The following is a 12,873-nucleotide window of genomic DNA, read 5'->3' on the forward strand; positions in this document are numbered from 1 at the left end:
AGCCAGTCGGAGGACAAAAATAAAGAGGAACCCGAAGGTTCCTCCATAAAATGCGTGAAATATAGTGACACAACTCGACGGATCAGACTAATCTCCCGGTTTCCCGGTCTTGGCCGTTTTCAGAAGCCGGGCTTTGCTGCGGTGGATGCGGGCTTTCACCGTGCCCACCGGCACGTCCAGCGCCGCGGCGATCTCATCGTCCTTGAACCCGTAATAGAATTTATACAGCAGAAGCGTCCGCGTCGCGGGATCCAACCGGCCCAGCAAATCGGAAAGCTCCGCCAACATTTCGGGCGTCGGCGACGTTTCCAGCGAAGACAAATACCTGACATAACCGTCGTAAACCGACTTCAGCTTTCTCGCACGGTTCGCGTTGGATGCGACATTGGAGGTGATCGTTTTGGCCCACGGAATCAGCTTTTCGGCTTCTCGAAGAGACGATTGCTTCTCTAAAATGCGTACCCAGGCTTCCTGCACGACGTCTCCCGCATCGCTCTTGTCGAACAGCTTGTGCTTCGCGACCATCAGCATTTGCCTGTACATCTCGGCCAGCATGGCTTCCTCGGACGGATAGGCCTCGGGAAGACCGGTGTTGCGGAGGATCCCCATCGGATGTTTCACTCCTCAACGTGCGCGAAAATAGGTAATCCTATTCTATCACGTACCCGAGGAAAAGAGAATATCTCCCATATCGAGCCGTTAATCGATGCGTTTCGACGCGATTTCGCCGGCTGCACGGGCTACGAAATCGCCGAGCGGTTGAGCCCCGAGATCGCCTTCCCCGCGGCGGCGTACCGACACGGTGCCGTTCGCCGCTTCCTGCTCTCCGACGATGAGCATGTACGGGATTTTCTCCAACTGGGCTTCGCGGATCTTGTATCCGAGTTTCTCGTTGCGCAAGTCGACTTCCGCGCGGATGCCGGCAGCTTGGAGCTTCTCGGCGACCTCGCGAACGTAGGATTCATAAGCGGTGCTGACCGGGATGACTTTCGCCTGCACGGGAGAGAGCCACAGCGGAAGCGCGCCGGCGAAGTTCTCCAGCAGGAACGCGGTCATGCGCTCCATCGTGCTGATGATGCCGCGGTGGATGACGACCGGACGGTGCTTCTTGCCGTCGTCGCCCACGTATTCGAGCTCGAACCGTTCGGGCAGCAGCACGTCAAGCTGAGCCGTCGACAGCGTTTCTTCCTTGCCGAGGGCGGTTTTGATCTGCACGTCGAGCTTCGGTCCGTAGAACGCGGCTTCTCCTTCGGCTTCGAAGAACGGCAGGCCAAGCTCCTCGACGACCTCGCGGAGCATGCGCTGCGTGGACTCCCACATTTCGTCGTCCGGCCAGTACTTTTCCTTGTCCTGCGGATCGCGGTAGGACAGGCGGAAGCGGTATTCCCGAATGCCGAAATCCTCGTACACTTGGCGGATGAGGTTCACGACCCGCGTGAACTCCTCCTTGATTTGGTCCATGCGGCAGAAGATGTGCGCGTCGTTCAGCGTCATCGCCCGCACGCGGTGGAGACCGGTGAGCGCACCCGACATCTCGTAGCGGTGCATCGTGCCGAGCTCGGCGACCCGAAGCGGCAGATCGCGGTAGCTGCGCATGTCGCTTTTGTATACCATCATGTGGTGCGGGCAGTTCATCGGACGGAGCACGAGCTCTTCATTGTCCAGCTCCATGGGCGGGAACATGTCGTCCTTATAATGCTCCCAGTGGCCGGAGGTTTTGTACAGATCGACGTTGGCGAGCACCGGCGTATACACGTGCTGGTAGCCAAGCCGTTCCTCCAGATCCACGATGTAGCGCTCCAGCGTGCGGCGTAGCTTGGCGCCGTACGGAAGCCAGAGCGGCAGGCCTTGGCCGACTTCGCGGGAGAACGTGAACATGTTCAGTTCCCGTCCCAGCTTCCGGTGATCCCGCTTCTTGGCTTCCTCGAGGAAGTGGAGATGCTCGTCGAGCTGAGCTTTTTTGGCGAATGCCGTTCCGTAAATGCGCTGCAGCATTTTGTTCTTGCTGTCTCCGCGCCAGTAAGCGCCAGCTACGCTCAGCAGCTTGAACGCCTTGATTTTCCCGGTGGAAGGAAGATGCGGGCCGCGGCACAGATCAAAAAACTCGCCCTGGTCGTAAATCGTGATCACGGAGTCGGCGGGCAAATCGCGGATCAGCTCGAGCTTCAACGGATCGCCGATTTCCTCGTAGATGGCCAGCGCTTCCTCGCGGCTGACGACCCGGCGGACGATCGGCAGGTCTTCTTTGACGATCTTCTCCATTTCCTGTTCGATCTTAGCAAGGTCTTCCGGCGTGATGGATTGCTCCATGTCGATATCGTAATAGAAGCCGTCCTCGATGACCGGGCCGATGCCGAGCTTCACGTTGTTTCCGCCGTACAGCCGTTTGATGGCTTGCGCCATCAAGTGTGCCGTGCTGTGGCGCATGACTTGCAGTCCGGCATCTTGGTCGAGCGTCAGAATTTCCAACGATGCGTCCCGGGAAATCGGCGTATTGAGGTCGACGGTAATTCCGTCCACCTTCCCCGCTACGGCGTTCTTGCGCAGTCCCGGGCTGATCGAGCCCGCCACGTCTTCGACCGTTACTCCGGCCTCGTATTCCCGGACCGCTCCGTCCGGCAGTTTCACTTGCACCATGTGAACTTTCTCCTCCCGTATGGGTTTTACGCTTGCATCCGAAAATAAAAAAAGACACCGTCTCCATAGGGACGATGCCTGTTGTCGGCTCGTGGTTCCACCCTCGTTCGGCCTATCCGCTCGTCCATGGGGACGATGCTGCGATAAGACCCTCGGTGCATTCGGTAACGGGAATGAACCGTTGCGGCTTACTGAGGTCCGGCTGGGCCGTCCCGATTCAACCGCTCAGCTCCAAAGGGGTAATCGCATCGCCGGTGCGCGAGGAAATTTCAGCCGGGTTTCCTCTCTCTGGATCGTCCGCGCAGATGGGATCATGTCTTTATCGTCGCTGTTTGATCATTTTCGGATGGGAAGCGAAAAGATACTCAGAATTATAACAATGCCGCCAATCCGCGTCAAGCCGCGCAGAGCCTACGGTTTGTGGGGATACAACGCGGCGCGGTCTCCGAAAATGCCGATCAGCGTCCGGATGACCTGCGACTCGGGTTCCGGCGTGTGAATGTGCAGCTGTCCCGGCGATACGGCCAGCAAGCGGCTCACGAGCAAGCTTTCTTCTTCGTCCTCTTCCGACGCGTCCTCCGGGAGCAAGTCGTCCCGTTCCAACGGCCGCATGTCTTCATCCAGCAGGCGGAAGGCATGTCCGCCGGCATGCAGGACGTGTACGGCGGGCAATCCGGTCCGCTGCCAGTCCACCATCGATTTCAGCGCGGCCATGAATTCTTCATACTGGCGTTCCATCAGCCTTTCTTCCATGGCCGTCTCCGCAGCTTCCAGCACTTCGGCCCGGTACTCGCCCAGCCGGAAACGGATGAACCCGTCGACGTGAAGCCTGTCGTTTTCGGCCAAGTAAGCCGCGAATCGGGACGTCAGCTTACGGATTCTTCTTTCCCTGCCCGGTCCCGGTCCCGTCTGCTCCGGTTCGCATTCCCCGTCCAACAGGCTGACGGCCTCCGCGATGAGGGCGTCCGTTTCCACGGCGTCCTCGATTCCATAACGGTGCTGGAACATTTTCCTCAACAATTGCGGCTCATGCTCGCTCAGCGTAAAATCCGCCAGCACGCTCCCGACTTGTTCGCATAAGCTTCTTCGCGCTGCAGGACCGGGTCCGAGCGGAAGCTGTATGCGCATGAATCCGTCTTCCCCCGACAACTCCCATTGCATTGCGTCCACCGCTCGTTCGGGCCCCATCATCGCCCGGTTCAGCATGGCCGCCAGCCGTTCGAGCGAGCCGCGGTCATGCCGGCGCTCAACCAGGAACTCAACCCGCTTCATCACGGACACCCCCCCGTCTTCGGAGCTTGTTATTAACTATATGGTGACCCAAAAAGGGATATACGATGGGCGAGCCGCTATGGTATATTTTATAAAATAGCCCCGGACTGCCGAAGGGAAGGTCTTATGTCTTTACCGTCCATGGAATTCAATCAAAAACGATGGAACCGGCTCCTTCTGAACGGATTTTGGGTCGTGCTCGCTTTGGCCACTGCCGTCGAAATCCTTTATATGTATTTCGTGACGGAGCTTTCGGCCGCCGAGTTCTTCCCCCGGTACGTCGCTCTGCCCACCCTGATGATGCTGGGCGTCGTTCTGTCGGCGGAAGGCTGCGTCCGCTATCTGGCCCCCAAATATCACGATTACTTTCTCATCGAAGCCTCCACGCTGCTCGCCGTCATCGTTACCGCGATCCACTCCAGCTTGGATTACCTGCTATTCTTCCTGTTTTTCCCGATCATGATCAGCATTTTTTATTTCCAATACAAGAAGCTCGCCTTCGCCATCGCGAATACTTTTGCTTCGCTTTACATCCTTTATATGCTGAACGTCGATATCCATACGCTGATCAGCCCCATCGGTCTCGTGTCCATGACGGTGCTCATCTCCGTATACAGCGGCATCGCTTTCGGCGTGCTCACCCGGGGCCGCGAGGCGCTGCAGCATTTGCGCTCCTCCTACGAGTCCAACCAGGAGCTGCTCGTTCGCAATATTCTCATGGACAAGCTGGCCAAAACCGACGCACTCACGGATACGTACAACCACATGGCTTACCACGAATATGTGGAGAAACTGGTGGAACAGGCGGATCAGGGCTCGCTTCATTTGCAGATCGCCGTAATGGACATCGATAACTTCAAAAAGGTCAACGATACGTACGGACACCGGGCGGGAGACGCCGTTCTCCGGGAAGTGGCCGCGATCGCGCGCTCGAAGGTCGGCGCCAACGATTTCGTCGCCCGATACGGGGGAGAAGAATTCGTTATCCTGTTCACGGAACTGGAATACCCGGCCGCTTACGACTCGGTCGAAGAAATCCGGCGAACGGTTGCCGAGACGCCGCATGATTCGCTTGGCGGGCTGCCCGTGACGATCAGCATCGGCATCAACCGCTACGAGCCGGGCATGGGGAAAGAGAAGTTCTTCCAAGGGGCCGACGCCGCCTTATATGCGGCCAAGCGCAGCGGTAAAAACCGGACGGTTGCCGCCGAAGCGATGAACGTGTCGCAAGAAGCCGCCGCGGCTTCGGAAGACAACCGCTGAGTCTAAATGCCCATCAAAAAGCCCGCAGCCAATTATGGCTGCGGGCTTTGTCGTATCGAGATCAGTTCTGCATGACGAAGTCGCGGGCGACCGTGTCGTTCTCATTGTAGACTTTAAGGATCTTGTACTTCGTATTGCGCTGCGCGGGGATTTTACCCGCTTCGCGGATAATGTCCAGCGTCGAACCGATATTGACTTTATGCGTCGTGCCGGCGGCGGAGACGACATTCTCTTCTATCATCGTGCTTCCGAAGTCGTTGCAGCCGTAAGACAGTGTCAACTTGCCGATTTCCGGTCCCATCGTCACCCAGGACGACTGGAAGTTGTCGATGTTGTCGAGGGCGATGCGGCTGATCGCGAGCGTCTTCAGGTATTCCTCCGGCGTCGCTTTCTCGCGTTTCATGTTCGTGTTGTCCGGCTGGAACGTCCACGGAATGAAAGCGAGGAAACCCGGGGACGGATAGCCGTTGTTCAGGCACTCGTCTTGGGCGTCGCGGACGCGGAGCAAGTGAAGCGCGCGCTCCTCCATCGACTCCCCGAAGCCGATGACCATCGTCGCCGTTGTGTTCATGCCGATTTTGTGGGCGGTCGTCATGACCTCCATCCAATCTTTCCAGGAACCCTTCAGCTTGCTGATTTTGGACCGGGTACGGTCGTCGAGGATTTCCGCTCCGCCGCCCGGCAAGGAATCCAATCCCGCTTCATGCAGCTGGCGTACGACGTCCTCGATCGGGATGTTGCCGGCCACGACCTGCATTTTGCGGATTTCCGCCGGCGAGAACGAGTGCATCGTAATGTCCGGGAACCGGACTTTAATCTCCCGCAGCAGATTCAAATAATACTCGAAGGGCAGGTCGGGATTGGTACCTCCCTGCATGAGGATTTCGGTACCGCCGACGTCGATCGTCTCCTGGATTTTCCGGAAAATCGTTTCGTCGGACAGCACGTAACCTTCCTTCGATCCCGGCGCGCGGTAAAACGCACAGAAACGGCAATAAACGTCGCAAATATTCGTATAGTTGATGTTCCGTCCCACCACGAAGGTCGTGATCGGTTCCGGATGTTTTTTGAGCATGATTTTATTGGCGGTGTCGCCCATCTTCTCGATTTCGTCCGATTCGAATAAGGCGATGATGTCTTCCTTCTCCAATCTCTTGCCTTGGAGAGCGCCTTGCAGGATCGTGTCGATCCGACTCATTGTGCATCCTCCCTCTCCCGGGAAACGAAAAGCTCCCCTCTTGCTCTCCCATCGTAACACAATCTGGACGGGACCGTCATCACCGCCATCGAATTGTAATAAAAAAGCGCACGTGTTGTGCGCTGGGAATCAGGAGGCGGCTTGCCCCCTGCGGTGCTGGATCCGTGCTTTCGTTTCCTGGAACATGACCCGCTCATCGGCGGGAAGCAAGGCGCTCGGACGGGCGAAGTAGTAGCCTTGGCCCATGTCCACGTCGAGGCGGAACAGCACGTCCGCTTCTTCCTCCCGCTCCACGCCCTCGGCGACAACCTCGCAGTTCAGCTCTTTGGCCAACGTCACGAGCGCTTTGAGCATGCTTTCTTTCACCGCGACACGGTCGACGTGGCGGATGACGGACTGGTCGATCTTGATCAGCTCGGGCCCAAGTTCCCCAATCCACTGCAGGCTGGAATAGCCGGCTCCGGCATCGTCCACGGCGAAACGGAAGCCTCGCTGGCGAAACGATGCGAGAATGACGGCCATCGCTTCGAAATCCGACACCTCGTGGCGTTCGGTGATTTCGAAGTAGATTTGACCGGCGGACAATCCAGGGTGCCGTTCTAAGCACTTCAAGACGTGGGAAAGGAACAGAGGATGCGTCAGCGTGACGGCGGTCACGTTCAGGAACACCGGCTCCGAAATGTCCCGAGAGGCCACTTCCTCCAAGGCCTTGCTGATGATCAGAAACTCGAGCCGGCTCAGCAGCCGGGTCTGGGAGGCCAGCCGGAACAGCTCGTCCGGCATATGGAACGCGCTGCCTTCCGGACCGCGCGTCAGGATTTCCCAACCCGACACGTCCCCGCTCGTCAAGTTCATGATCGGCTGGGCCAGCACGGATACCGCGCCGCGCTCCAGCATTTGCTCAAGCTGCCGCCGCGCCGCCGCCGTCTGCGGAGTCGCCTGGCGCGTCGCAAGCGCCCGGGCGAACTCGTACGATTCCCTCAGCAAATTTTCGGGCGATGACTGGCCTTTGGCCGCATGGAGCGGTACGCTCGCCAGCACGACCCGCAGATTAAGCCGCCATTCCGGAGCGGCGCCGTGCAGCCCGACCTCCAGGCTTCTGCGCATGCGTTCGAGCTTCTCGTTCATGGCGGGAGGCAATCCCGCGGAAACCCCTACGCCATGGGATTCGGCACGGAACAGCAACACGTAATCCGCGCGGTCGAACTGATCCAGCACGATCAATTCTTCGTCTTTCCATTGCTCTGCGGCGGCAATCCGAAGATGACGCCTTGCCGCGTCGTGAAGGCTCGCCCATGCTTCTTCCGAAACTTCGTGCTGCAGCCGCGCGAACTCCAGCCGGAACAAAGCCAAATAACACGCCGACTGCCCTTCCAACCCTTTCGCGAGAAGGGAAAGAACAGGCCGTCGGAGCGTGAAATCCGGCGGGAAAAATTTGATCGCGCGGTCCGGAAGCAGCAGCTTCAGTCCCATGGAAATCCGTTCGAGAAGCGTGGGAGAGGTCACGAGGCCATCATCCTGTCAAGGGAGTTTCACCTATTGTAGCACAATTCGAACGGCGGATAGCAAAAATTGCCTAAAATCGAGCGAATTAGCGTATTATCTCGTTTTTCTCGCTTCGACCGCCGCCGCGAACCGCTCCAAAGCTTCGGCAAGCGTCGACCTCGGACAAGCCACATTGACGCGCAAGTAACCCTCGCCCTGCTTGCCGAAGACGGAGCCTTCGGTGAAAGCCACGCGGGCTTCGTCGAACATCAGCTTCTTCAGGTCGGCCGGATCCGGGGAAATCGCCGTACAGTCCATCCAGACCAAATAAGTAGCTTCCGGCCGGATAACCCGGATCTCCGGCAGGCGTTTGCCCACGAATTCAATCAAAAAGTCGACGTTTCCTTGCAGATAAGGAATGAGCTGATCCAGCCATTCGTCGCCATGGGTATAACCGCTCACGACGGACGTGATGCCGAAATACGATTCCATGTGAAGGGAAAACGTCTTTAATGCATAGTTGTATCTCCGACGAAGCTCGTCGTTCGGAATGATGACGGAGGATGCCTGCAGTCCCGCCAGATTAAACGTCTTGCTCGTGGCGATGCAAGTGAACGAAATGTTCGCGAAACGTTCATCGAGGCTGGCGAACGGAACGTGCTTATGGCCCGGATAGACGAGATCCTGGTGGATTTCGTCCGCCACCACGAGAACGCCGTGCCGGACGCAAATTTCCCCGATCCTCGTGAGCTCTTCCCGCGTCCAGACGCGGCCGCCCGGATTGTGCGGCGTGCAAAGCAGCAGAAGCTTGGCCCCGTCGGCCGCTTGCCGTTCAAGCAGATCGAAGTCGATTTCGTAGCGGCCGTCGTTCAGGATGAGCGCGTTTTCGACCACCGTCCTGCCGTTCATCCGGATGACGTCGTAGAAAGGATAATAAACGGGAGACTGCAAAATGATCTTATCCCCAGGCTGCGAGAACGCATGGACGATAAGGCTCAACGCGGCTACGACGCCGGGGCTCGACGTGATCCACTCCGGCTTGGTTTCCCACCCGTGACGGCGTTTGAGCCAACCGCATACCGCTTCGTAATATTCCTGTGAACGGATCGTGTAGCCGTAAACCCCTTGCTTCGCGCGCTCGACGATCGCCTCCACCACTTCCTTCGGAGGCTCGAAATCCATGTCGGCTACCCACAACGGAAGCACGTCTGCATGCCCGAACAGCTTCTCGGACTGGTCCCATTTGTAAGAATGGGTTCCCGTACGGTCGGATACCCGGTCGAAATCGTATGTCATTGCGGTTCAGCCTCCGATCTCGTTCAAAGCGGCGTCTATGGCTTGGCCCAGGTCGGCGATGAGGTCGTCGACATGCTCGATCCCGACCGAGAAACGGAGCAGTTTATCGTCCACCCCGACCGCGCGCCGGATTTCTTCCGGGATGTCCGCGTGCGTCTGCACGGCGGGATAGGTCATCAGCGATTCCACGCCGCCCAGGCTTTCCGCGAACGCAATCAGCCGGATTTGGCGGAGGATCGGCTCGATCGTCCGGGCATCCTTCATTTTGAACGAGAAAATGCCGGTGTTGCCGGAAGTCTGGCGTTGCTGGACTTCGTACCCCGGATGATGCGGAAGCGCCGGATGGTACACCTCTTCCACAGCCTCGTGGGCCTTCAGCCAGGTCGCGATTTTCACCGAATTTTCCTGGTGCCGCTCCATCCGGAGAGCCAACGTCTTCATGCCGCGCATCAGCAGCCACGAATCCTGCGCGCCGAGAACGGCGCCGATCGAGTTGTGCAGAAACGCCATTTCTTTGGACAGCTCTTCGCCTTTGGTGACGATGAGACCCGCCAGGACGTCGTTATGCCCGCCCAAATATTTGGTGGCGCTGTGGATGACGATGTCGGCCCCATGCTCGATGGGACGGAAGAAGAAAGGCGTCAGCAGCGTGTTGTCGACGATGACGAGATAGCCCTTGCGTTTGGCCCAGGCGGACACTTTGGCTACGTCGGTAATCATCATGAGCGGATTCGTCGGCGTCTCGATGAGCACCGCTTTCGTACCCGGCCGGCTGTTCGCTTCCAGCGCGTCGAGATCGTTCGTGTCCACGTAAGTGGCGGTGACGCCGTAACGGCTCATGATTCTCTCGAGCAGACGGTACGTGCCGCCGTAAAGATCGAGGGATACGAGCAAGTGGTCACCTTGGCTGAACATCGCGAAAATGGTCTGAAGCGCCGCCATGCCCGTGCTGCAGGCGAAACCGGCGTCGCCGCCTTCGAGGTCGGCCGCGGCCGCTTCGAGCACCGAACGCGTGGGGCTTTTGGTCCGCGCGTAATCGAAGCCCGTGCTTTGCCCCAGACGAGGATGCCGGAATGCCGTCGAGTGATAAACCGGGAAGCTGACGCCTCCCGTCGCCGGATCTTCCAGCGAACCGATCTGAGCCAAACGACTCTCAATATTCATGGATGGAATGGGCCTCCTCTGTTAGCGCAGCGCGTGCTTCTGGGCTTTGCCGAGCTCGAACGGCGTCGCTTGATAAACATAATAGTTGAGCCAGTTGGAGAACAATAGGTTCGCGTGAGCCCGCCAGGTGGAAACGGGAAGGCGGGACGGATCATTGTCCGGAAAATAGTTTTTCGGCACGTCGATGCGAAGGCCTTTGGCTTGGTCGCGGTCGTATTCCCACTTCAGCGTCAGCGGATCGTACTCGGAGTGGCCCGTGACGAAAATTTGCTTGCCGTCATGCGACGCCGCGATGTATACGCCCGCTTCTTCCGATTCCGACAGGATGTCGAGCCCTTCCGCGTTCGCGACGTCCTCCCGGCGCACCTCCGTATGCCGGGACTGCGGGACGTAGAACATTTCGTCGAAACCGCGCAGCAAAGGCGTATTCGGCTTCGCGACCGTATGAGGGAACACGCCGAACATTTTCTCGGCCAGCGGAACTTTCGGAATCCCGAAATGGTGGTACAGTCCCGCTTGCGCTCCCCAACAGATGTGCAGGGTCGAAGTGACGTTCCTGGCCGACCAATCCATGATGTCCCGAAGCTCGTCCCAATAATTCACTTCCTCGAACTCCAGCGTCTCCACGGGAGCGCCCGTGATGATCATGCCGTCGTATTGCTCGTCTTCGATTTCGTCGAACGTTTTGTAGAAGCTTTCCAAGTGCTCCGCCGACGTGTTTTTGGACGTGTGCGTCTTCGGGTGGAGAAACACGACCTCGACCTGCAAAGGCGTATTGCCGATCAGCCGGAGCAGCTGCGTCTCCGTCGTCTCCTTGGTCGGCATGAGGTTGAGGATCGCAATGCGCAGCGGACGGATGTCCTGATGGTAAGCTTTGCTTTCGTCCATCACGAAAATGTTTTCCCCCGCGAGCACTTCTTTGGCGGGCAAGTTGTCGGGCACTTTGATCGGCATCCCGCATTCCTCCTTCAATCGGATATGAAAACGAAAAACGACCCCGATGAGACAGGGTCGTTGAAAAAATTCCATTCAGCGCGCCCCTCTCATCTGTCAGAAACGCTAAACGCGTCTCCGCAAGAATTAGCACCGTGCGTCATATGGCGACGCCGGTTGCCGGGCTTCATCGGGCTAGTCCCTCCGCCTGCTCTTGATAAGATGGCAAACTCATTCAGTTGTCGTTTGACAATAATGTACCCGAAAACCCCATACCCGTCAAGTAGGCGGACGACGCCGGCAGACAGCCTTTATTTCGGGAAAACGGGAACCATCGCAACCGCTGCGTTATATGTTATTTCATGCACGGAAAACGCCTGAAAATCATCTTGAAAAACCCGGCTGCTCAGGCTTATACTTATCACGTCCACCGAGCGCGCAAAGCGCCGGAATCCGCGATACGGAAGGGGAGAGCCGGACATGGAAGGAGATCATCCGAGGCCAGCATGCCGCCAGGTGATCGATACCGCAGGATGGAATGCCGATCGGGGGATCCACGCTTGGTCCGGCCTCGCCGGATAGGCCGATCCCTATCCAACGATGGAGCCCGTCCTGCATCATTACGCGTGACATGACCCTTGCGGCGTGAAATCAGCCGGCAGGGTACGCGTCAGGAGGAGGTTTCCATGAAAATCCGTTTGGTGACGAACGGCGTATTCACGCCGATCGAAGAAATCGAAGTCGCGGTAAAAGCCCCGTCAGACGGTTTTTACTGGATCGACGCAGACGTTGAAGATCTCGGCTTGCTGCAAGCCTTGTTCAACCTGCACGATCTGGCCGTCGAGGACTGCTTGACCGAAGAAGAACAGCGGCCCAAGCTGGAGATCTACGAGAACCAGTACTTCCTCGTGATCAACAGCATCCGATTCGACGATGAAGAAATCTTTTTGCGCGCCTTGAACATTTTCCTCGGCCGCCATTATATCATTACTGTTACCCGCACGAAGATCCACGAATTGCGCTCGATCAAACCGATTCTGCTGGAGCAGGAAGTCAATCGGGCCGACCGGTTCCTGTACCACCTCGTCGACACGGTCATCGACAACTACTTCGTCGTCGGCGACCGGATCGAGAGCCGCATCGAGTCGCTCGAAGAGGATATCCTCATGCACACGAAGAAGGCCCACCTGACCGAAATCATCGGCCTTCGAAGCGAAATCCTGTGGCTCAAGAAGATGCTGGGACCGCAGCGCGACGTGATCGCCACGCTCAATAAGAAAGACCTTCGGCTGATCGACGACCAGCTGCAAAAATATTTCGGCGACATTCATGAGAACGCCGTCAAAATCTACGAGACGTTCGAGACGTACCGCGATCTCATGGGGAACTTGCGGGAGGCTTACCAGTCCAGCGTCGCGAACCGCGCGAACGACATCATGCGCGTATTCACCGCGCTGACTACCATTTTCATGCCTCTCACCTTCATCACCGGAGTATACGGGATGAATTTCGATTATATACCGGGGATGCACGACAAACACGGATCAATCGTGCTCCTGATCATGATGGCCGTACTCGGCTTCGGCATGTTTTATTTCTTCAGAAAAAAGGATTGGCTGTGAGAA

General features: G+C 57.7%; 10 protein-coding genes and 1 riboswitch. Of the genes, 2 read left to right on the forward strand and 8 right to left on the reverse strand.

Annotation, left to right across the window (positions count from 1 at the left end):
* Nucleotides 1-87: 87 nt before the first annotated feature.
* The 3 genes from EAV92_RS13890 to ytxC all read right to left on the reverse strand — a co-directional run bounded on the left by EAV92_RS13890 (nt 88) and on the right by ytxC (nt 3,909).
* Entirely contained in the window at nt 88-609 is a 522-nt protein-coding gene (locus tag EAV92_RS13890) for an RNA polymerase sigma factor (protein WP_123041656.1), read from the reverse strand.
* A 90-nt stretch (nt 610-699) separates the two neighbouring features.
* Complete coding sequence (thrS, locus tag EAV92_RS13895) at nt 700-2,637, reverse strand: threonine--tRNA ligase (RefSeq protein ID WP_123041657.1); 1,938 nt, start codon at nt 2,635-2,637, stop codon at nt 700-702.
* Nucleotides 2,638-3,048: 411 nt separating this feature from the next.
* On the reverse strand, nt 3,049-3,909 hold the full coding sequence (gene ytxC, locus EAV92_RS13900; protein WP_123041658.1) for a putative sporulation protein YtxC: 861 nt from the start codon (nt 3,907-3,909) through the stop codon (nt 3,049-3,051).
* A 126-nt stretch (nt 3,910-4,035) separates the two neighbouring features.
* Between ytxC and EAV92_RS13905 the strand changes: the two genes are divergently transcribed.
* The gene (locus tag EAV92_RS13905) at nt 4,036-5,172 is read left to right on the forward strand and encodes a GGDEF domain-containing protein (RefSeq protein WP_123041659.1); all 1,137 of its coding nucleotides are present in this window, start codon (nt 4,036-4,038) and stop codon (nt 5,170-5,172) included.
* A 61-nt stretch (nt 5,173-5,233) separates the two neighbouring features.
* Here the strand turns inward: EAV92_RS13905 and mqnC are convergent, their stop codons facing one another.
* The 5 genes from mqnC to metA all read right to left on the reverse strand — a co-directional run bounded on the left by mqnC (nt 5,234) and on the right by metA (nt 11,269).
* Entirely contained in the window at nt 5,234-6,370 is a 1,137-nt protein-coding gene (mqnC, locus tag EAV92_RS13910; RefSeq protein ID WP_123041660.1) for a cyclic dehypoxanthinyl futalosine synthase, read from the reverse strand.
* 129 nt (nt 6,371-6,499) lie between these two features.
* Nucleotides 6,500-7,876, reverse strand: coding sequence for an EAL domain-containing protein (locus EAV92_RS13915; RefSeq protein WP_123041661.1), 1,377 nt, complete (start codon nt 7,874-7,876; stop codon nt 6,500-6,502).
* Nucleotides 7,877-7,969: 93 nt separating this feature from the next.
* A complete protein-coding gene (locus EAV92_RS13920; protein ID WP_123041662.1) occupies nt 7,970-9,151 on the reverse strand; it encodes a MalY/PatB family protein in 1,182 nt (393 codons plus the stop codon).
* 6 nt (nt 9,152-9,157) lie between these two features.
* Entirely contained in the window at nt 9,158-10,315 is a 1,158-nt protein-coding gene (locus EAV92_RS13925; protein WP_123041663.1) for a PLP-dependent transferase, read from the reverse strand.
* Between the two features lie 21 nt (nt 10,316-10,336).
* Nucleotides 10,337-11,269: a homoserine O-acetyltransferase MetA gene (metA, locus tag EAV92_RS13930; RefSeq protein ID WP_123041664.1), complete on the reverse strand. Its 933-nt coding sequence runs from the start codon at nt 11,267-11,269 to the stop codon at nt 10,337-10,339.
* 86 nt (nt 11,270-11,355) lie between these two features.
* Nucleotides 11,356-11,472, reverse strand: a riboswitch (SAM riboswitch).
* A 462-nt stretch (nt 11,473-11,934) separates the two neighbouring features.
* Here metA and corA point away from each other — a divergent pair.
* Nucleotides 11,935-12,870 (forward strand): magnesium/cobalt transporter CorA, encoded by a 936-nt coding sequence (corA, locus tag EAV92_RS13935; protein WP_123041665.1) that lies wholly within the window; start codon nt 11,935-11,937, stop codon nt 12,868-12,870.
* Nucleotides 12,871-12,873 lie beyond the last annotated feature (3 nt).

The sequence above is a fragment of the Cohnella candidum genome, assembly GCF_003713065.1.
Classification (GTDB): domain Bacteria; phylum Bacillota; class Bacilli; order Paenibacillales; family Paenibacillaceae; genus Cohnella; species Cohnella candidum.